This window comes from Burkholderia sp. BCC1999 (assembly GCF_905339975.1).
In the GTDB taxonomy this organism is placed as follows: Bacteria; Pseudomonadota; Gammaproteobacteria; order Burkholderiales; family Burkholderiaceae; genus Burkholderia.
Genome location: NZ_CAJPHP010000010.1, coordinates 1 through 18,790, shown reverse-complemented (window position 1 = coordinate 18,790; position 18,790 = coordinate 1). Strand labels below are relative to the sequence as shown.

Annotated in this window: 19 protein-coding genes; 14 read left to right on the top strand and 5 right to left on the bottom strand. The window is 65.6% G+C overall.

Going from position 1 to position 18,790, the window contains the following annotated elements; all coding sequences use genetic code 11:
* The first annotated feature begins 16 nt into the window (after positions 1 to 16).
* The 5 genes from otnK (at position 17) to denD (ending at position 5,245) form a co-directional block, all read left to right on the top strand.
* Entirely contained in the window at positions 17 to 1,318 is a 1,302-nt protein-coding gene (gene otnK, locus U5809_RS15990) for a 3-oxo-tetronate kinase (protein WP_322087232.1), read from the top strand.
* Positions 1,315 to 1,953, top strand: coding sequence for an aldolase (locus U5809_RS15985; protein WP_322087231.1), 639 nt, complete (start codon positions 1,315 to 1,317; stop codon positions 1,951 to 1,953). Before otnK ends, U5809_RS15985 begins: the two co-directional genes overlap by 4 nt.
* 119 nt (positions 1,954 to 2,072) lie before the next feature.
* Positions 2,073 to 3,398 carry an MFS transporter gene (locus U5809_RS15980; RefSeq protein WP_322087230.1) on the top strand — a complete coding sequence of 442 codons (1,326 nt, stop codon included), beginning with the start codon at positions 2,073 to 2,075 and terminating at the stop codon, positions 3,396 to 3,398.
* A 70-nt stretch (positions 3,399 to 3,468) separates the two neighbouring features.
* Positions 3,469 to 4,245 (top strand): 2-oxo-tetronate isomerase, encoded by a 777-nt coding sequence (otnI, locus tag U5809_RS15975; RefSeq protein ID WP_322087229.1) that lies wholly within the window; start codon positions 3,469 to 3,471, stop codon positions 4,243 to 4,245.
* Positions 4,246 to 4,273: 28 nt separating this feature from the next.
* Positions 4,274 to 5,245 carry a D-erythronate dehydrogenase gene (gene denD / locus U5809_RS15970; protein WP_322087228.1) on the top strand — a complete coding sequence of 324 codons (972 nt, stop codon included), beginning with the start codon at positions 4,274 to 4,276 and terminating at the stop codon, positions 5,243 to 5,245.
* Positions 5,246 to 5,273: 28 nt separating this feature from the next.
* Here denD and U5809_RS15965 read toward each other — a convergent pair whose 3' ends face one another.
* The 3 genes from U5809_RS15965 to U5809_RS15955 form a co-directional block, all read right to left on the bottom strand.
* A complete protein-coding gene (locus U5809_RS15965) occupies positions 5,274 to 6,362 on the bottom strand; it encodes a lysylphosphatidylglycerol synthase domain-containing protein (protein WP_322087227.1) in 1,089 nt (362 codons plus the stop codon).
* The gene (gene hpnI, locus U5809_RS15960) at positions 6,359 to 7,528 is read right to left on the bottom strand and encodes a bacteriohopanetetrol glucosamine biosynthesis glycosyltransferase HpnI (protein WP_322087226.1); all 1,170 of its coding nucleotides are present in this window, start codon (positions 7,526 to 7,528) and stop codon (positions 6,359 to 6,361) included. The genes U5809_RS15965 and hpnI overlap by 4 nt, the downstream gene beginning before the upstream one ends.
* A gap of 61 nt (positions 7,529 to 7,589) precedes the next feature.
* Positions 7,590 to 7,940: a hypothetical protein gene (locus tag U5809_RS15955; RefSeq protein WP_322087225.1), complete on the bottom strand. Its 351-nt coding sequence runs from the start codon at positions 7,938 to 7,940 to the stop codon at positions 7,590 to 7,592.
* A 295-nt stretch (positions 7,941 to 8,235) separates the two neighbouring features.
* Between U5809_RS15955 and U5809_RS15950 the strand changes: the two genes are divergently transcribed.
* The 3 genes from U5809_RS15950 (at position 8,236) to U5809_RS15940 (ending at position 10,903) form a co-directional block, all read left to right on the top strand.
* Positions 8,236 to 8,895 carry a response regulator gene (locus tag U5809_RS15950; RefSeq protein WP_322087224.1) on the top strand — a complete coding sequence of 220 codons (660 nt, stop codon included), beginning with the start codon at positions 8,236 to 8,238 and terminating at the stop codon, positions 8,893 to 8,895.
* A complete protein-coding gene (locus U5809_RS15945; RefSeq protein ID WP_322087223.1) occupies positions 8,892 to 10,307 on the top strand; it encodes an ATP-binding protein in 1,416 nt (471 codons plus the stop codon). Before U5809_RS15950 ends, U5809_RS15945 begins: the two co-directional genes overlap by 4 nt.
* Before the next feature lie 68 nt (positions 10,308 to 10,375).
* Positions 10,376 to 10,903, top strand: a complete 528-nt coding sequence (locus tag U5809_RS15940; RefSeq protein WP_322087222.1) for a cytochrome b — start codon at positions 10,376 to 10,378, stop codon at positions 10,901 to 10,903.
* A 177-nt stretch (positions 10,904 to 11,080) separates the two neighbouring features.
* Here the strand turns inward: U5809_RS15940 and U5809_RS15935 are convergent, their stop codons facing one another.
* Together U5809_RS15935 and U5809_RS15930 are read right to left on the bottom strand one after the other, a co-directional pair.
* Positions 11,081 to 11,356: a DUF4148 domain-containing protein gene (locus tag U5809_RS15935; RefSeq protein WP_322087221.1), complete on the bottom strand. Its 276-nt coding sequence runs from the start codon at positions 11,354 to 11,356 to the stop codon at positions 11,081 to 11,083.
* Between the two features lie 71 nt (positions 11,357 to 11,427).
* The gene (locus U5809_RS15930; protein ID WP_322087220.1) at positions 11,428 to 11,772 is read right to left on the bottom strand and encodes a DUF4148 domain-containing protein; all 345 of its coding nucleotides are present in this window, start codon (positions 11,770 to 11,772) and stop codon (positions 11,428 to 11,430) included.
* A gap of 210 nt (positions 11,773 to 11,982) precedes the next feature.
* Here U5809_RS15930 and U5809_RS15925 point away from each other — a divergent pair, with 210 nt between their 5' ends.
* The 6 genes from U5809_RS15925 to U5809_RS15900 form a co-directional block, all read left to right on the top strand.
* A complete protein-coding gene (locus U5809_RS15925) occupies positions 11,983 to 12,672 on the top strand; it encodes an aspartyl/asparaginyl beta-hydroxylase domain-containing protein (protein WP_322087219.1) in 690 nt (229 codons plus the stop codon).
* 91 nt (positions 12,673 to 12,763) lie between these two features.
* Positions 12,764 to 13,033 carry a MoaD/ThiS family protein gene (locus U5809_RS15920; RefSeq protein ID WP_282508569.1) on the top strand — a complete coding sequence of 90 codons (270 nt, stop codon included), beginning with the start codon at positions 12,764 to 12,766 and terminating at the stop codon, positions 13,031 to 13,033.
* 66 nt (positions 13,034 to 13,099) lie between these two features.
* A complete protein-coding gene (locus U5809_RS15915; protein WP_322087218.1) occupies positions 13,100 to 14,248 on the top strand; it encodes an exo-alpha-sialidase in 1,149 nt (382 codons plus the stop codon).
* Between the two features lie 557 nt (positions 14,249 to 14,805).
* Complete coding sequence (locus U5809_RS15910; RefSeq protein ID WP_322087217.1) at positions 14,806 to 17,079, top strand: type VI secretion system Vgr family protein; 2,274 nt, start codon at positions 14,806 to 14,808, stop codon at positions 17,077 to 17,079.
* 8 nt (positions 17,080 to 17,087) lie between these two features.
* Complete coding sequence (locus U5809_RS15905; RefSeq protein WP_322087216.1) at positions 17,088 to 18,119, top strand: hypothetical protein; 1,032 nt, start codon at positions 17,088 to 17,090, stop codon at positions 18,117 to 18,119.
* Positions 18,116 to 18,790, top strand: a 675-nt coding sequence (locus U5809_RS15900) for a hypothetical protein (RefSeq protein WP_322087215.1), incomplete at its 3' end; no start/stop codon positions are given. The genes U5809_RS15905 and U5809_RS15900, both read left to right, overlap by 4 nt.

Genomic DNA, 18,790 nt, shown 5'->3' with positions numbered 1-18,790 from the left:
GAACGACGCTCCTGCCATGACCGCTTCCGCTTCCCGTCCCCTGCTCGGCTGTATCGCCGACGATTTCACCGGCGCGACCGATCTCGCGAACATGCTCGTCAAGAGCGGCATGCGCACCGTGCAGACGATCGGCGTGCCCGCCGACGGCGCGTCGGCCGACACGGCCATCGACGCCGACGCGATCGTCGTCGCGCTGAAGTCGCGCACGATCCCGGCGGCCGACGCCGTCGCGCAATCGCTCGCCGCGTACGCATGGCTGCGCGCGCAGGGCTGTCGCCAGTTTTTCTTCAAGTACTGCTCGACGTTCGACTCGACCGACGCGGGCAACATCGGGCCGGTGGCCGACGCGCTGCTCGACGCGGCCGGCGGCGGCTTCACGATCGCGTGCCCGGCGTTCCCGGAGAACGGCCGCACGATCTATCGCGGCCACCTGTTCGTCGGCGACGTGCTGCTGAACGAATCGGGGATGGAGAACCATCCGCTCACGCCGATGAAGGACGCGAACCTCGTGCGCGTGCTGCAGCAGCAGACGACCTCGGCGGTCGGCCTGATCCGCCATGACACGATCGCGCTCGGCGCGGCTGCCGTCCGTACGCGGATCGAGCAGCTGCGCGCGGAGCGCGTGCGTTTCGCGATCGCCGACGCGCTGTCGGACCGCGACCTCTACGTGCTCGGCGAAGCGTGCGCGGGCCTGCCGCTCGTCACCGGCGGCTCGGGCATCGCACTCGGCCTGCCCGCGAATTTCCGCCGCGCGGAGCAACTGCCAGAACGCGACAACGCGGCGTCGCTGCCGCGCATCGACGGGCTGTCGGCCGTGCTCGCCGGCAGCGCGTCGAAGGCCACCAACGCACAGGTCGCCGCGTGGCGCGCGACGCGGCCGAGCTTCCGCATCGATCCGCTCGCGGCATCGCGCGGCGAACCCGTCGTCGACCAGGCGCTCGCATTCGCGCGCTCGCACCTGCCGCAACCCGTGCTGATCTACGCGACCGCGACGCCCGACGAAGTGAAGGCCGTGCAGCAAGCGCTCGGCGTCGAAGCGGCCGGCCATCTCGTCGAAAGCACGCTCGCGGCGATCGCACGCTGCCTGCGTGATCTCGGCGTGCGCAAGTTCGTCGTCGCCGGCGGCGAGACGTCCGGCGCGGTCGTGCAGGCGCTCGACGTGAAGTCGCTGCAGATCGGCGCGCAGATCGATCCGGGCGTGCCGGCCACGGCCACCATCGACGCGCAGCCGCTCGGCCTCGCGCTGAAATCCGGCAACTTCGGCGCGACGGACTTTTTCGACAAGGCGCTGCGCGCGCTGGACGGAGCCGCACGATGAGCGACGAAGCGAAACTGCGCGAAGAGATCTGCGTCGTCGGTGCCAGCCTGTACGCGCGCGGCCACGCAGTCGGGAGCGCCGGCAACATCAGCGCGCGCCTGCCCGACGGCTGGCTGATCACGCCGACCGATGCATGCCTCGGCCGGCTCGACCCGAACGACATCGCAAAGGTCGGCACGGACGGCCAGCCGGTATCGGGCGGCAAGCCGTCGAAGACGCTCGCGCTGCATCGCGGCATCTATGCGCGCAACGCGGAAGCGAACGGCGTCGTCCACACGCATTCGACGCACCTCGTCGCGCTGACGCTCGCCGGCGTGTGGCGCGACACCGACGTGCTGCCGCCGATCACGCCGTACTACGTGATGAAGGTCGGCCACATTCCGCTGATTCGCTACCGCCGCCCCGGCGACCCGGCCGTCGCGGCCGAAGTCGCGGCGCTGGCCGACCAGGTGCGCGGCGTGCTGCTCGACCGCCTCGGCCCCGTGATGTGGGGGCCGTCGGTATCGCAAGCATCGTACGCACTCGAAGAGCTCGAGGAAACGGCACGGCTGTGGCTGATGACGCAGCCGAAGCCCGCGCCGCTGTCCGAAGCGGCACTCGACGAACTGCGCCAGACCTTCGGCGCGCGCTGGTAGCCCGACGCACGCGACACGCACCGATTCCCATGCCCGCCGTGTGCGCGGGCCCTTCCGCCAGCACACACACGATCCGGCGGCGTACGCGCCGCCGGCACACGATATTCATGGAGACGACGATGACTGCTCTCGACGCGGCCGCAAGCCGCTCGCCCGCCGCGCCCGCCCATGCGGCCGAACTCGACCGCACCTACAAGAAAGTGTTCTGGCGCATCGTGCCGTTCCTGATGCTCTGCTACGTGGTCGCGTATCTCGACCGCGTGAACGTCGGCTTCGCGAAGCTGCAGATGTCACAGGACCTCGCGTTCAGCGAAACCGTGTTCGGGCTCGGCGCCGGTATCTTCTTTCTTGGCTATTTTCTGTTCGAACTGCCAAGCAACATGCTGATGCACCGCCTCGGCGCACGCATCTGGATCGCGCGGATCATGATCACATGGGGCCTGCTGTCCGCGCTGTTCGCGTTCGTGAAGACGCCGACGCAGTTCTACGTGCTGCGCTTCCTGCTCGGCCTCGCGGAAGCCGGCTTCTATCCGGGCGTGATCCTGTACCTCACGTACTGGTTCCCGTCGCATCGCCGCGCGAAGATCATCGCGGTGTTCATGTCCGCGATTCCTGTGTCGGGCATCTTCGGCAACCCGCTGTCGGGCTGGATCATGGAGCGCTTCCACGGCGGCTCGGGTTTCCACGGCTGGCAATGGATGTTCATGATCGAAGCCGTGCCGGCTGTGCTCATCGGCATCGCGACGATCCTGTATCTCGACAACAACATCCGCGGCGCGAAGTGGCTCGACGAGCGCGAGAAGCAGCTGCTCGAGGACGAGATCGCCGCGCAGCCGCAGGAACAGCAGAAGCACGGCCATTCGCTGAAGGCCGTGTTCTCGGACCCGCGCATGTGGTGGATGTCGCTGATCTACTTCGCGTTCGTCACGGGCCAGTACGGCCTCACGTTCTGGATGCCGACGCTCGTGAAATCGACCGGTATCACCGATACGCTCCAGATCGGCCTGCTGTCGGCGATTCCGTTCCTCGTCGCGATCGTCGTGATGAACCTGTTCGGCCACAGCGCGGACAAACGCCGCGAACGCCGCTGGCACCTGATCGTGCCGGCGCTGATGGGCGCGGTCGGGTTTGCGGTTGCCGCGTCGTACTCGCACAATACGGCGGTGTCGATCGTATTCCTGTCGCTCGCGGCAGGCGGCGTGCTGACCTGCGCGCCGCTGTTCTGGTCGCTGCCGACCGCGTTCCTCGCGGGCTCCGCGGCCGCGGCCGGGATCGCGATCATCAACTCGGTCGGCAACCTCGCCGGATTCGCGAGCCCGTACGTGATCGGCTACCTGAAGGACGTCACGCACAGCACGTCGTCCGGCATGTACGTGCTGGCCGCGATGCTCGTGATCGGCGCGATCGCCGTGTGGCTCACGCCCGCGAAACTCGTGAACCGCTGATCCGGCGAACTGCAAGATTCGACGCGGGGCGCCGTGCGCCCCGCCCCACTCATTCACAGGACCCGCTGCCATGCCACGCTTCGCCGCCAACCTCTCGATGATGTACACCGAGCATGCGTTCCTCGAACGCTTCGCCGCTGCCTCGTACGACGGCTTCAAGGCCGTCGAGTACCTGTTCCCGTACGACTTCACCGCCGAGGACATTCGCGCGCGCCTCGACGCGCACAACCTCGAACAGGCGCTGTTCAACGCGCCGCCGGGCGACTGGGCCGCGGGCGAACGCGGCATCGCGTCGCTGCCGGGCCGCGAGGACGAGTTTCGCCGCGGCATCGACCAGGCGCTCGACTATGCACGCGTGCTCGGCAACAAGAAGCTGCACGTGATGGCCGGCATGGTGCCGCCGGGCGCCGACCGCGCGCACCATCGCGACACGTACCTCGCGAACCTGCGCCATGCGGCACAGGCCGCTGCCGCGCACGGCATCACGATCCTGATCGAGCCGATCAACCAGCGCGACATGCCCGGTTACTTCCTGAGCCGCCAGGACGACGCGCAGGCGATCTGCGCGGAAGTCGGCGCGCCGAACCTGAAGGTGCAGTTCGACTGCTACCACTGCCAGATCGTCGAAGGCGATCTCGCGATGAAGCTCAAGCGCGATTTCGCGGGCATCGGCCACATCCAGATCGCCGGCGTGCCCGAACGCCACGAGCCGGATATCGGCGAACTCAACTACCCGTACCTGTTCGCGCTGATCGACACGCTCGGCTACGACGGCTGGATCGGCTGCGAATACCGCCCGAAGGCCGGCACGTCCGAAGGCCTCGGCTGGGTCAGGCCGTACCTGTAATTCCCGTATTCCTTTGAGGGTGAAGAACATGAAAGTACTGATCACCGGCGGCGCCGGCTTTCTCGGCCAGCGTCTCGCGCGCAAGCTGCTCGAGCGCGGCGAACTGACCGGCCCGGACGGCCGCGGCGAGAAGATCGACGAGCTGGTGCTGCTCGACGTCGTCAAGGGCAGCGACTTCGGCGATGCGCGCGTGACGTCCATCGTCGGCGACATCGCCGATCGCGCGGTGCTCGAAAGCGCGATCGACACGCAGACGGGCGCGATCTTCCACCTCGCGGCAATCGTCAGCGGGCAGGCCGAAGCCGATTTCGATCTCGGCATGCGGATCAACCTCGACGCATCGCGCGCGCTGCTCGAAGTGTGCCGGGCACGCGGCCATCGGCCGCGCGTCGTGTTCACGAGCTCCGTCGCGGTTTATGGCGGCGCGCTGCCCGACGTCGTGCAGGACGACACCGCGCTGAATCCGCAATCGTCGTATGGCGCCGAGAAGGCGATCGCCGAGCTGCTGCTGTGCGACTACGCGCGGCGCGGCTTCGTCGACGGCCGCGTGTTGCGGCTGCCGACGATCAGCGTGCGGCCGGGCCGGCCGAACGCGGCGGCATCGTCGTTCGCGAGCGGCATCATCCGCGAGCCGCTGAACGGCGAGGAAAGCGTATGCCCGGTGCCCGGTTCGACGCGGCTGTGGCTGCTGTCGCCGCGCGGCGCGATCGAAGCGCTCGTCGCCGGTTGCGAGATCGACGGCGCGAAGCTCGGCAACAAGCGCGTGATCAACCTGCCGGGCCTGTCGGTCTCGGTCGACGAGATGATCGAAGCGCTGCGCGAAGTCGCGGGCGACGAGGTCGTGAAGCGGATCCACCATGCGCCCGACGAGCGTGTCGAGAAGATCGTCGGCAGCTGGCCGGGCCGCTGGGACACGTCGCGTGCGGAAGCGCTCGGACTGAGGGGCGATACGTCGTTCGCCGACGTGATCCGCAGCCATATCGCCGACGAACGGCGCTGAATCGCGCGTCGCGTCGCGCCCGGCTGCGTCAGCGCGGCCGGGCGGATTCCCCGATGGGTTGCGACGCGGGTCTCGTGCCACCCGGCCGGTTCGACGAACCGGCCGCCCACTGCCACGCGAGCAGGCCCGGCAGATAGAACAGCAGGTCGCGCACGCGGCGGGCGCCGGCCAGTGCCAGGCAGGTCGGCGGGTCGAACCCGAGCAACCCGCCGATCAGCACGAACCCGCCCTCCTGCACGCCCAGGCCGCCCGGCATCAGGAACGCAATGCTGCTCACGAGCTGGATCAGCGCCTCGATCGCCAGCGCTTGCGCAAAGGTCGGATCGGCGCCGAGAAAATACAGCGCCAGCCAGATTTCCAGCGCATAGCCCGCGAACTGCAGCGTCTGCCAGATCCCCAGGTAGCGCACGACGACACCCGTCTTTCTCCAGATCAACCGGATCGACTGATCGGTACGCGCCGATTCGCCGACCAGCGCCACCACCTTGCCGCTCGTGACGCGGTTGAGCACGCGCATCGCGCGCTCGAACGGCCGCGCATGCTGCACCAGCGCGAACAGCAGCAGCACCGGCACCAGCGCGGCCATGCCGATCGCGAGGTTCCCGGCCACCCGCGCGGCGTCGGACGACACGTGTTCGAGCACGTAGCCGATCGCAACCAGCGCGAAGATCAACTGGCTGATCAGCGTCAGCTGCATGTCGGCGACGAGGCTCGCCACGGCGGTCGCCGGGCGCACGCCGGCCTGCCGCAGCAAGCCGAACGACACGATCTCGCCGCCGATGCGCGCGACCGGCAGCAACCCGTTGATCGATTCACGGATCCACACGAGCTTGAGCATCGTCATGAACGACGGCCGGCGCGGGCCACGGATCAGCATCCGCCAGTCCCACGCATTCGCGAGCATCGGCAGGATGTGCGCGAGCGCGGCGAGCAGCAGCCCCGCGCCGGCGATCTGCAAGCGATGGAGGATATCCAGCGGATGCTCGCGCCAGATCAGCCACACCGCGAGCGCCAGCCCGCCGAGCGCGGCGGCGCGTCCTGCATGCCGAAGCCGTGCGTCGCCGCGCGAGGCGCCCGGGTCCGCACGGGTGGCGTCGGTGTGCGTCGCGGTGGTCACGATTCACCCGCCGGCGACAGCAGGCCTTCCCGGTCGACGCGAAAACGCGTGCCGCGCCACACGACGTGCGACGAGAAGAAGCTCGATACGAACACCAGGAACTGCAGGAGATCGACGAACGGCAGCCAGAATGCGCCGCGCAGGCCGGCGCCGGTCGCGCGGCTCGTTTTCACCATCAGCAGCACCCGCGCGGCGAGCGCCGCGACCGTCAGCGCGCACGCGGCGGCCGCGCCGCCGGAAAACAGCAACGCCAGCAACGCGAGCGGCAGCGGGTGCATCAGCACCGACCCCGCATGACCGAGCCGGTCCGCGGCGCGAATGGTGCAGCTCCAGCGCAATTCGTGAGCGTACAACCGGGCGAACGTCTCCTCGACACACGCATGGCCGACCACGAACGGCGGAATGACGACCTGCGCGCCCGCTTGCCGCACCGCTTCGCCGAGTGCGTGATCTTCCGCCAGGTGATGCGCGAAACGCGCCAGCCCGCCGATGCGCTCGAGCGTCGCGCGCGTGATCGCAATCGTCTGACCGAAGCACGGCCGCGCGCGCCCGATGAAGAGCCCGGTGATCACGCCCGGCAGGAAATGGTAGTTCGTCATCGCAACGGCGACTCCGGGCCAGAAACCCGGCGATGCAACGCCGCGATACACGCTCGTCACGATGCCGACATCCGGCTGCTGTAACGCGCCGACGACGGCGCGCAGATAATCGCGCTCGACCACCACGTCGCTGTCGGCGAGACAGAGCACCGAATGCTCCGCGTGTTCGAGCATGTTCACGAGATTGGCGATCTTGCGGTTCGGTCCGTACAGCCGCGCATCGGCCACGACCTTGATGTTCGCGTCCGGGTAGCGTGCGCGCAGCGTCTCGACAGCCGCCAGTGCGGCGTCGCACGCATCGTGCACGCCGAACAGGTGCTGGACCGGCCCAAGATAATCTTGCACGAAGAAGCTTTCGAGATGCTGTACGAGATCCCATTCGTCGCCGTGCAGCGGCTTCGCGACGGTGACGCCCGGAAACGCGCGCGGCTTCGCCGCCGCCCGCGAAAAGAACCGGCCGACCAGTACACTGGCCGTGATCGTGTACGCAATCCCCAGCAACACGCCCAGCCCGCAGACGATCGACATTGTACCGGCCAGCGCGTGCAGCACATGCAGCAAAACCATGCTTCTCCCCAGTGGTGCCCCGTACGACCGCGACGCCCGGGAACGGCCGCGCGCACGCGGCTCACCCGTGCGCGCCGCCGTACCGGTTCCCGTTGAGCCGGATATGAAGGACGACCAAGCGACGATACGCGCAATCAGATGACACAACTACCGTGCGGCGATCGATTCCGGTCACGCGCACGTAGCCGCATGCCACCGCGGCCTTGAACGCCGCGCCGGCAAGCTTACGGGCTGACAGGATCGCGGTGGCGACCGCCACGATGATCCAGATGCGAAACGTCATCGTGGTGAAAAATGCTTCGGGTACGCGCCATGCGAGCAGCGAAACCAGCACGAAACACTGGATGAACATGCCGGCCAGTGCGGCGATCAGCAGGTGGGCGCGCCATCGCTCGATCGTCGAGGGTGCCATCAGGAATGAACCTCCCGTACGGGCGACACGCATCGACCGTAGGTCGATCGAAAGCGTCGCGGATTGTCGAGCGGGCCCATCCGGCTCGTGCCGGAGGCGCCCGACCCGGTTCGGGATCAGCGGATGCGGAGAACCACCCGAGAAATGTTGTGGCCGATGGTAGCGGGATTGCCGGCGCCGAACCTTAAGCGTTCTTCAGAATCGCGCGGTATTCGAACGGGGCCCGATTACATTCCGTTGCACGGCCCGCGTGGTCAGGCTCGTACAATCGCGGTTGCCTGCACACGAATCGACCATGCGACTCCTCCTTGTTGAAGACGACGACCTGATTGGCAGCGGCCTCGAGATCAGCCTCGGCCAGGCCGGTTATCACGTCGACTGGTTGCGCGACGGCCACGCGGCCGCCACCGCGCTCGCGACGACGCGCTTCGCGCTCGTCGTGCTCGATCTCGGCCTGCCCGGTAAATCGGGAACGGACCTGCTGCGCGCGCTGCGCGATGCCGGCGATACGGTCCCCGTGCTGGTGCTGACCGCGCGTGGCACCGTGGCCGACCGCGTCCGCGGCCTTGACGACGGCGCGGACGACTATCTCGCGAAACCTTTCGAGCTGTCCGAGGTGCTCGCCCGCTGTCGCGCGCTCGTGCGACGCTCGCAGGGCCGGGCCGGCGATGAAATCGTGTGGCGCGACATCACGATCGACCTGACCGCGCATACGGTGACGCGCGATGCGTCGCGCATCGCGCTCACGTCGCGCGAGTGGGCAATCCTTATTCAGCTCGTCGGCCACCCGGGCATTCCGCAGTCGCGCGCGCGCCTCGAGGACAGCCTGTACGGCTGGCAGGAAGGCATCGAAAGCAATGCGATCGAGGTCCATGTTTCGAACCTGCGCAAGAAGCTCGGCGCGGAACTGATCCGCACCGTCCGCGGCATCGGCTACGTCGTCGATCTCCAATGATCACCCGCTCGATACGACGCCGCGTGTCGCTGATGGCGATCGGCTGCGTAAGCGTCGTCTGGCTCGTCGCCGTGGTCGGCGGCATCCACTACGCGACACGCGAGATCGGCGAATGGGAAGATGCCCGCCTCGCCGAATACGCGTCGCTGCTGATCAATCTCGCACCGGCCGATCTCGACCGCCTTGCCCGCGTGCCGCCCGACGCGCGGGTCGAACTGTCGTTCGGCGCATCGCGATCCGGGCCTGACAGCGACGGCGACCGTTTGCCGCGCGACGTGCTGTTCGATGTGCGCGACGCACAAGGCAACGTCGTTGCGTCGAGCCTTCCCGCTGCCGCGGCAGGGTTGCCCGATGCGCGTGACGCACACGACGCCCCGCAGACGATCGTGATCGGCGATGCGCAGTGGCGCACGTATACGCTGCGCGAGAACACGTCGGGGCGCCGCGTGCGCGTGATGGAGACCGTCAATACGCGCAGCGATCTGGCGACCGGCATCGCACGCGGCATCGTCCTGCCGCTGATCGTCGCGCTGCCGGTGCTCGCACTGCTGCTCTGGGTCACGATCGGACGCAGTCTCGCGCCGTTGAAGACGCTGTCCACGCTGATCGGCGCGCGCGATGCGCGATCGCTCGAACCGCTCGCCATCGCGACCGTCCCGGATGAAGTGCGCACGCTGGTCGATGCGATCGACCGCCTGCTCGCGCGGCTACGGCAATCGATCGTGCGCGAACGCGCGTTCACGTCCGATGCCGCGCACGAACTCAAGACACCGCTCGCCGCGATCAAGGTGCAGGCGCAGGTGGCAATCGCGACCGACGATCCGGCACGCAAGCAGTTGGCGATGCAGCGTGTCGTGCAAGGCGTCGACCGCAGTGCGCGGCTCGCCGAACAGTTGCTGCTGCTCGCGCGGCTCGACGAATACGAACGCATTCCGACGCGCGCGGTCGTCGTGCGCGAACTCGTCGACGCGGCGATCGACCGCCATCTGGCGAAGGCGGCTGACAAGGACATCGCCATCGTGGCCGGTCACCTCTCCATGCGCGCGATCGACGCCGATCCGATCCTGATCGGCATCCTGCTCGACAATCTCGTCGACAACGCCGTCAAGTACGGCCGCCACGGTGGGCGCATCGAGCTCGGCGTGGACGACGACGGCGCACTGCAACGCATCGTCGTGCGAGACGACGGGCCCGGTGTCGCGCCCGGCGAGCACGAACGGCTCGGCAACCGCTTCTATCGCGGCAGCGGTGCGCAGTCGCCCGGCAGCGGGCTCGGGCTGTCGATCGTCACACGCATCGCGCAATATTTCGGCGGCACCGTGCAGTTCGAGTCCGGTATCGGCAGCCAGGGCCTCGGCGTGGCGATCACGCTGCCGTCGGCGGATGCAGGTGGATCGATGCCGCGCGCTTAACGTTTCGTTAAGGATTCGACCGTAGAATCCGCCCGAACCATACCCCCTGTCACCCGTCAGGAGTCTCCATGTCCACACCCGCCCGCTATGACGCCGTTGCCCGTTTTCTTCACTGGCTGATCGTGGCGCTGGTCGTCGCGCAATACGCGATCGGCTGGACGATGCCCGACGTGCATCGCGACACGCAACCGGTCGGCCTGATCGCCGCGCACCTGATCGTCGGCACGGCGCTGCTCGCGGCGATGGCGTGCCGCGTGCTGTGGCGCGCGACGCATCGCCCGCCGGCCAGCGACCTGTCGCCCGCGATGCGCGCGCTGTCGGGCGTCACGCACGGCGCGCTCTACCTGCTGCTGATCGCGGTGCCGCTGCTCGGCTGGATCAACGCGTCATCACGCGCGTGGGCCGTGACGCTCGTCGGTGTCATGCCGCTGCCGGCGCTGTCGGCGGCCGGCTCCGGATTCGGTCACGCGATGGGCGACGTGCACGGCATCCTCGCGTGGGCCCTGTTCGCCGGCATCTGCCTGCACGTGGCGGCCGCCCTGTTGCACCGCTTCGTGCTGCGCGACCAGGTCGTGCAGCGCATGATGCCGTGGTGACTGGCCTGCCGGCTCATCGCGACCGGTTGACGAGCTGATCGCGACGCCGCGCGAAGCGGCGTGCAATGAGCGGCATCGCAGCCGGCGCCCTTCGGCCACGTCGCGTGGCGCGAAGGGCATGCGGTTTGTGGTCCCGCGAACACGACGGCCAGGCTTCACACACGATCATGGCGGCACCTAGTTGCTGGTTTGCGCCGGCATGCCTGGAGCCGGCGCAGGCGCGGCCGACGTCGCCATCCGCGCGCGGTCCTGCTCGGCGAGCTTCGCTTCCGCGGCCTGGATGTCCGCCGGATACTCGCCGTCGTCGCCCTTCGCCGGGTCATACCCGGCCGCTTCCAGACGCATCAGTTCGTCGCGAACCTGCGCGCGCGTCAGCGGCGCAGTCGATTGCGCGAATGCAGACTGACCGACGATCGCGCCGATCATCATCAGTAGTGCGATATATGTTTTCATCATGAACTCCTTCAATATTGCGTTTCGATCAACCGTGGGAAATGCGTGACCTGCGGATGCAGGCGGGTACGTCAGCTGCCGAAATAGATCGTGCAGAAACTCGCGGGGCCGACGCATGCGGCAGCGCGCGGATGGGGCGACATCGTCACCGGTTTGCCGGCGTCGGATGAAACGGCCGGATCGCTGCCGACCGCCGTGCTCGCCTGGCGCTGCGGCATCTGTTCGGCCTGTTGCCGGAACAGCGGGCTCACGTCCGGATACGACGTGTCGGTCACGAAGCGCAACCCGTTGTTTTCCGCGTCGATCAGTTGTTGCGTGACCTGCGCGCGCGTCAGCGCCTGTGCCGACGCTTGCGTCGCGACACCCGCGACGGACATCGCCACCACCGTGGCGGCCACCAGCCAATGCGTGTTCATGTTTCACTCCTTCAGAAGTCAACGAGACGACGTGCTACACCCGTATGACGACGGAGCGGCGGTGTTTATTCCCGGCCTTTCGTTCCGCGAGTGCCGGGTGTTCATCAAACTGTCATTCATTCGTCAGCGGGCGTAACCTGACGTAACGCAGCGCCCGTAGGGGTTCGGGCAGACTGACGTCACCTCATACGGATCGCGTTCCGATCGACCATGTCCGTCGCTTACGACTATGCAGCCGGCCTGCTTCGCAAGCTGTACGACCGCCATATCGATGGCGGCGCGGTGCTCGACACGGCCGCGTTCCCGGACGCCGAGCGTTTCGTGCGCGCATGGCCCGCAATCCAGGCCGAAGCGCTCGCCGTCGCGCGCGACATGCCGCGCATCCCGCGCTTCCACGAAATCATGCGCGAGCAGTACGACATCTCGGCCAACGATGCGCGCGACTGGCGGATGTTCATCATGCAGGCGTACGGCCAACGATTCCCGCGCAACCTGTCGCGCTGCCCGACCGTCGCATCGATCGTCGCGGCATCGCCGGACGTGCTGTCCGCGTCGCTGTCGTTCCTCGCACCCGGCAAGCACATTCCGCCGCATCGCGGGCCGTTTCGCGGCATCCTGCGCGGCTATCTCGTGCTGTCGATGCCCAAACGCGCGGACGGCACGCCCGCCGCCGTACTGAAGGTCGACGGCCGCCAATACCGGCTCGACGAAGGCCGTTTCCTGCTGTGGGACGACACGTTCATGCACGAGGTGTGGAACGACAGCGACGCGGTGCGGATCGTGCTGCTGCTCGATATCCGCCGGCGCGGCATGCCGCGTTTGCTCACGTGGCTGTCGAATGCGGTGATCGGCATCGTGCGGCTCGGGATCCGGATCCGCGGGCGATCGATTCCGGTTTAGCGCCCACGCAGCGCCATCCCGACTTTCCGCTTCCGGCGGATCGCCTACACTACAGACCGTCCCTTCCGCGCGGCTCCTGCCAGCCACCGCCATGGCGCACCTCTTCTTCGCCGCATCGATCCAGCGGCATATCGAAACGCCCGAGCGCGATATCGACGCGCACACGGTCGGCGAAGCATTCGACACCGTTTTCAGCGAGCAGCCGCGGCTGCGCGGCTACATCCTCGACGACCAGGGCGCGCTGCGAAAGCATCTGTCGGTGTTCATCGACGGCCAGCCGATACGCGACCGCCAGCGCCTGTCCGATGCGCTCGGCGACGCCAGCCGCGTGTATGTCGTCCAGGCGCTGACGGGTGGATAAAGGGACGGATGCATCGACGCGGACCCGGCGCCCGAACACCGGGCCGCCCCTCTGGAGACATCGCACATGAACGATCGACTGCTCGTCGCCACCCGCAAGGGCCTGTTCATCCTGCAGCCCGACGGTCACGGCGGCTGGACGCCGGGCGAACCGCATTTCATCGGCGAGCCTGTCAGCATGGCGCTCGCCGACCCGCGCGACGGCACGCTGTATGCGGCGCTCAACCTCGGCCATTTCGGCGTGAAGCTGCATCGGCAGCGAGCCGGCGCCACCGACTGGGAAGAATGCGCGGTCCCCGTCTACCCGCCGCAACCGGCCGACGCGGCGCCCGCCGGCGCCGGTGCGCATGCCGGCACCGGCGACGCGGACGACGAGCCGCTCGGCGCACCGCAACCGCCGTGGACACTTCAGCAGATCTGGTCGCTCGAAGCCGGCGGCGCCGACGAACCGGGCGTGCTGTGGGCCGGTACGATCCCCGGCGGGCTGTTTCGCTCCGACGACCACGGCGATTCGTGGGTGCTCAACCGCGCGCTGTGGGACCGCCCCGAACGCGCCGAATGGGGTGGCGGCGGGTACGACGCGCCGGGCATCCATTCGGTGATGGTCGATCCGCGCGACAGCCGACACGTGACGGTCGGCATTTCGTGCGGCGGCGTCTGGCAAACCGCCGACGGCGGCACGACGTGGCGCGTGACCGCGGAAGGCATGGAAGCCGACTACATGCCGCCCGAGCGGCGCGGAGAACCCAACGCGCAGGATCCGCACCGCGTCGCGCAGTGCGCGGCCAACCCGGACGTGCTGTGGACGCAGCATCATTGCGCGATCTTCCGCTCGACCGACGGCGCCGAGCACTGGCGGCGGATCGAGGCGCAACCGTCGAGCTTCGGCTTCGCGGTTGCCGTGCATCCGCACGAACCGGACACCGCGTGGTTCGTACCGGCCGTGAAGGATGCATGCCGGATTCCGGTGAACGGGCGGTTCGTCGTCACGCGCACGCGCGACGGCGGGCGCAGTTTCGAGAGTTTGTCGAATGGTTTGCCGGCCGCACCGGCATACGACCTCGTGTACCGGCACGGGCTCGCGGTGGACGATTCCGGCACGCGCCTCGCGATGGCATCGACGACCGGCGGGTTATGGACGTCCGGCGATGGCGGTGAAAACTGGCAAATGGTGTCGGCGCATTTGCCGCCGGTGTATTGCGTCAGGTTCGGGTGACGGCGCGGCGGCGGACAACGGGAACCCGATACGTTCGGGTTCCCGCTCACTCGGTAGTTCTCACCTCAATGGGCTCATCCGCTCATCGATCGCCCGGGCGCCATCCCCGCCACCGACGCACGCGTCTGCGCGATTTCCGCTTCGAGCCCAGTCGAGAAACAGCCTGACTTGCGGCTTGCGTTCCCGCGCCGGCCGGCACAGCGTGCGTCGCGCTCGACATGCCAGTCAATCCGTACAGAAGCGGACAAGTCAACGCCCATCGACGGATGATCAATCCGCCCCGCAAGTACGCGATGGCGGTCATGCTCCCTTTTCCTTCTAGCGCATCGCCTGATGAAAATGCGCGGCTGCAAGCGCATGTGTTGCAGGAGCGTGCCTCAGAAAATTTTGCGGAAGATTTCGAATTTGTCTCATAGACACGAGGCACCGCACTAGCGATTCTACTGATCTGAAAAATCCTCGGCGTGCCAACGGCACGCTATCGGCATTCACAGTACGGCGCCACCTCATATGTCGTCGTTCATGGCACGGGGACGTAACAGGACACGCCTCGTAGCATGTTTGTCGCCCGGAGAATCGTCACGATGTCAAACGCACGCCAAGTGAGCTTTACCTTCTCGATTCCAGACACAATGGATTTCGAAGTCGTCGCGTTCCGCCTGGAAGAGCAGTTATCCGAAACTTTCCGGCTGGAGCTGGATCTGGCGAGCGCCAATCCATCGGTGGACTTCGGCAAGGTCCTCGATCACAGCGGCTTGCTGACCATCTGGCAAGGTAATCAACCGGTGCGCTACGTTCATGGCGCCGTTTCGTCGTTCGTTCAGGGAGAGACGGGATTTCGCCGCACCCGCTATTCTGCCGTGGTCGAGCCGCGTATTGCGCGCCTGAAGCTGTCCTCCGACTGGCGCATCTTCCAGACTCTGAGCGCGCCCGAGATTGCGACGGCAGTGCTCAAGGCACACCATCAAACGCTGGACTATGAACAGCGTGTCACCAACGAGCATCTGTCGCGCGAGTACTGCGTGCAGGCTGGCGACACCGACTACGACTTCATCGAGCGCATCCTGCGCGAGGAAGGCTTCTTCTACGCCTTCCAGCACCGCGCCGACGGCCACCGGCTGATCCACTGCGATCGCCTGTTTATCTTTGGCCGCCAGCAGGGCGAGCCCGTGCTGTACAACCCGACGCCCGGCGGCGACCAGCCGCAACCCGGCCTGCGCACGTTCGCCTATACCGAGAACGTGCGCACTGCGCGCCAGGTGCAGCGCGACTACACGTTCAAGAGCCCGCGCTACCCGCACGAGTATCCGCGCGAGGGCACCGACCTCGATCACCAGGGCCGCGGCTACGCGCGCTACGACTACCCGGGCCGCTACAAGCACGAAGCCAGCGGCAAGGCTTTCACGCAGGATCGCCTGCGTGGCCACCGTCGCGATGCGCGAATGGCCCGTGTAAGCGGTGACGATGCGCGCCTGCAACCCGGCATAGCCTTCGACCTCACCGGCCACCCGCGCGAAGACATGAATCGCGGCTGGCGTACGGTCAGCATCGTCCATCACGGCAAGCAGACCACCAGTCAGGCGGAAGAGAGTGCCGATGCGCAACAGGGCACGCACTATCGCTACGAAGCGGTGCTGGTGCCCGACGATGCGGAATGGCGCGCCGAGCCACTGCCGCGCCCACGCATCGACGGCCTGCAGCCCGCGACAGTAGTGGGCCCGGAAGGTGAAGAGATCTATACCGACGAGTACGGCCGGGTGAAAGTGCAGTTTCCGTGGGATCGCGAGGGCAAGCACAACGAGCACAGCTCCTGCTGGATTCAGGTTGCGCAGAATTGGGCCGGCGCGCTCTGGGGGCAAATGGCGATCCCGCGCATCGGTCAGGAGGTGATCGTCGGCTACCTCGACGGCGATGCCGACCAGCCACTCGTCCTGTCACGGGCCTACAACCGCCTGCAACTGCCGCCGTACGAGCTACCCAGGCACAAGACGCGGATGACGATCAAAAGCCAGACGCACAAAGGCGATGGCTTCAACGAACTGCGCTTCGAGGATGAAGCCGGTCAGGAGGAAATCTACGTCCACGCGCAGCGCGATCAGAACATTCACGTCAACCACGACGAAACGACGTTCGTCGGGCATGACCGCGGCGAACAGGTCGAACACGACGAAACCGTAGCTATCGGAAACGACCAGCGACTGGCGATAGGTCGGGACCGTCGTGAACGAGTGGGTCAGGACGAAGAACTCACCATCGTACGGCATCGTGCGATTCATACCGGCATGAATCACACGGAAACCGTCGGCAACAATCGTCACGACACCATTGTGGTCAACCACCGCGTCGATGTCGGCGGCCATGCGGAGCACCTCGTTCACGGCAGCCACCGCCTGGAGGCCGGGCAGCGCATTGAACGGAGAACCCTTCACTACCAGTTGCAGGCGGCAGAGCGTGTGGTTCTGCAAGGCCCGGGAGGCAGCATCGTCATCGACAGTTCGGGTATCACGCTCGACGCCGTTGCCATTCGCTTCAAGGGGCCGATACAGCAGCAGACCGGCGGCAAAGGCAACCTGCTCGACTTGTTGTCACGGACCGTCAACAACCCCGAAACCAAGTTCAGCGAGCAGTTTCTCGTCAAGCACGCGCGCACCGGAGAGGTGTTGGCCAATGTCCTGTATTGCGTGGAAACGGCAGAAGGTCAGCGCTTCGTCGGGCGTACCGATTCGCAAGGGCTTACGGCACGCGTTTATACCCGCCAGCCTGACGCCGCAGCGTTGCGTTGGGGAAGAGAAGCGGCGATGCACTTGCGCAAACAGAACATCAGCTACTGAGGTCCGTCATGGAACAACAAACGCAAAGTCGGACCGGCCCGAATAACCCGACGACCGAAGTGGTGGCGATTGCCGATCTTGATTATGTAACGGTGGTTGGTTGTTCTAACCCGGCTTTCTATGTGCGCGCCAGGAAGGGCAACAGGATGATGTTCATCAATCAAGGGATACGGCAGTTGCGTCAATACCCGGATGGGACGCCGGACTATGCGATTCAGCGTGTTTTTCTGATTTTCGCGAAGGATTATCCGCGCAAGCTTCTGGACAAGCTCAGGAAGATCGTCGAGGTTGACTACGGTGCCAGCTATCGCGAGATGACCAGTATCGCCGACCTTGTTTCATTCATTGCGGCGCGTCGCGGCAAGAAACGACTGATCAAGCAACTCGATATCTTCTCGCACGGCCTCGTGCACAGCATCGAATTCGGATACGACGTCGGCGAGTCATGGCAAATCTGCTACGGGCTGAATCAGGCGCGCATGCTCGCGCCGTTGGCGTTCGATGATGATGCAACCATATTCTCGTACGCGTGCCGTACGGGGCTTGGACACGACATCGGTACAAAACTCGATCCGGGGGAAGATCCCAAATATCAAGAGAGCCTCGCGCAGGTCATGGCTGATGCGGGCGATGTCGAAGTGAGGGCTTTCCCTCGAAGGTCCAACTATGACGAAACTTATGGGACTCGGGAGGAACTCATCGCGGCACAGAAGACGCTGCCGAAGATTGACGAATATAGGCGCGAGGTCGAGGCCTACCACCTTCAGATGGCTGCCTACCGGAAACGGACATTGGCACTGGGAAAGGGACCGATGAATGAAATTCCGGGGGAGCCACTACCCAAGGCACCCGTTAGACCATACACCGATCGGGAATTTCAGTTGGCAAAGCATATGGAGGCACGTGACGACAACGAAAACAATTCGAACATCGGTCTACCCCTGGATCCGTTCGGTGCCGTGAATCCGGTCAGGTCGGGTAACACGCCGGAGGGGTTACCCATGGGGCTTCGTACATTCAGACCAAGATCGCGCGCATGAACAAAAGAATCTCAGTGTTAATTGTGACGATGGTTCTGGCCGCTCTTTTTATGAGCTGGACGGTGAAAAGAGGGAATTCTATGAACGAAAAAATCATGATGCGTATTCATGAAGACGATCCACCATTTGACGCTACCCAGTGGTTTTATAACGACATTTATCAGAGAATTCCTCTCACGGATGAAGACAAGGCCTACTATCCAGCGGGAACAAAATTTAACGATACCTTGATGAAACGGATATCTCCACCCCCATTTCCAGACGAACAGGTGGAGAGCCTCCAAATCAATATTGTCATGGCCCTCAGAGGTGAAATATTTCCAGCAGATTTCCCCCCTAAGGTTCCCAGCTCGGTCGACAAACTCGGATTGGATTCCGGCTTCGATCCCAGGCCGCAGATCGTATATATCACTAGTCGATTCATGGACTACGGTGACGACAAACCCAAGTTGCCAGTCGACTACTACACCTTCTATACCCTACTGGAAGGAAAGAGATTCTTCGTTTCTATCAAGCGAAGTGGTAAAACCGGAGAAATTCTCTTTGCTTTCCGAGTGCACGACATTGCAATTCCGAGCGACGACGAGGAGCGGAGGTTTCGGGAGCTACAGTCCAAAGCCGATCTCCAGTCCAGGCTGGATGAGCCCGGCTGGAAACAGCGCTCCGGCGAG